The following is a 1,736-nucleotide window of genomic DNA, read 5'->3' as shown; positions in this document are numbered from 1 at the left end:
CCAACAGTAGAGATTCCTTACTCTAATAAAGATACTAAAGAAGTTTATGTATATGCTGGTGAAGAAAACTCATTTGATATCAAATTCAAAGATGATAGCGGAAAAATTGTAAGTGCTACTGTAAAACAAGGCGGTAACAGAGAGTTTGGTGCTGTTGCAGGTGAAGCAAATACCATCAATACTCAATATGGATTTAAAGCAAATGTTATCTCTAGTGAAACACCAGCAACAGCAGATGCGCCAGCAGTCATTACTTATAGAGGTACTCCAGCAGCAACAGATGGATTGAAACCAGAAGTCTTAGAAGCAGCAACTAAAGGAGAAAATCCAGCCGGTATGGTTTTGGGCTGGCGTTATGCAACTGCAACTGATGCTGATGGTGCATTCATTGAGAATAAAGCCGTAGGTTCATCAAACGCAACTGACCCAGGTTCATTCCGTGTCATGCTTAAGGCACAAAGTCAAAAATATGATATTGTAACTCCAACTCCAACTGAAAAAGTTACTGTAGCAGATCCATCTAACATAACAGATGACGAGTTAGCTAAAATCAAAGAGAAACTACAACTTGAGTACTCTAAAACCAATGATGATGCTAACTTGGCAGACAAAAAAGGTAAAGCTGTAGCTGATAAAGATGGTAAGATTCAATCAGTCACAAAAGATGCTGATGGAAATCTTGTTGTAACTTATAAAGATGGTTCTCAAGATAAAAAACCATTGTCAGAGCTTGTAACTAAAGATACAGAAGCTCCAGCTAAACCAGTTGTAAACACAGATCTAACCGGTAAAGCAGGAACTAAGACACCAGTTGAAGTGAGCGCAGAACCAGGTTCAACTGTAGCCCTTTACGATAAAGATGGTAACAAGATTGGCGAAGCAACTGCAGGTGAAAATGGTAAAGCCACTATCACACCAACTGTTAATATTCCAGAAGGAAATGTAACAGCGAAAGCAACTGACGCAGCAGGTAACACTTCAGATGCAAGTGAACCAGCAACAGCTACAGCAACAGTAGTTGCACCAACAGTAGAGATTCCTTACTCTAATAAAGATACTAAAGAAGTTTATGTATATGCTGGTGAAGAAAACTCATTTGATATCAAATTCAAAGATGATAGCGGAAAAATTGTAAGTGCTACTGTAAAACAAGGCGGTAACAGAGAGTTTGGTGCTGTTGCAGGTGAAGCAAATACCATCAATACTCAATATGGATTTAAAGCAAATGTTATCTCTAGTGAAACACCAGCAACAGCAGATGCGCCAGCAGTCATTACTTATAGAGGTACTCCAGCAGCAACAGATGGATTGAAACCAGAAGTCTTAGAAGCAGCAACTAAAGGAGAAAATCCAGCCGGTATGGTTTTGGGCTGGCGTTATGCAACTGCAACTGATGCTGATGGTGCATTCATTGAGAATAAAGCCGTAGGTTCATCAAACGCAACTGACCCAGGTTCATTCCGTGTCATGCTTAAGGCACAAAGTCAAAAATATGATATTGTAACTCCAACTCCAACTGAAAAAGTTACTGTAGCAGATCCATCTAACATAACAGATGACGAGTTAGCTAAAATCAAAGAGAAACTACAACTTGAGTACTCTAAAACCAATGATGATGCTAACTTGGCAGACAAAAAAGGTAAAGCTGTAGCTGATAAAGATGGTAAGATTCAATCAGTCACAAAAGATGCTGATGGAAATCTTGTTGTAACTTATAAAGATGGTTCTCAAGATAA

1 protein-coding gene is annotated in these 1,736 nt (G+C 38.9%); it reads left to right on the top strand.

Annotated features, from left to right (window positions below; genetic code table 11):
• The coding region (locus tag ADH81_RS11225) for an Ig-like domain-containing protein (RefSeq protein ID WP_049528938.1) at positions 1–1,736 on the top strand (1,736 nt) is incomplete at both ends.

It is taken from the genome of Streptococcus pseudopneumoniae (genome assembly GCF_001072925.1).
GTDB lineage: Bacteria > Bacillota > Bacilli > Lactobacillales > Streptococcaceae > Streptococcus > Streptococcus pseudopneumoniae_Q.
Note: the sequence above shows the minus strand (reverse complement) of the source record. Positions and strands in the feature narration are given on the sequence as shown.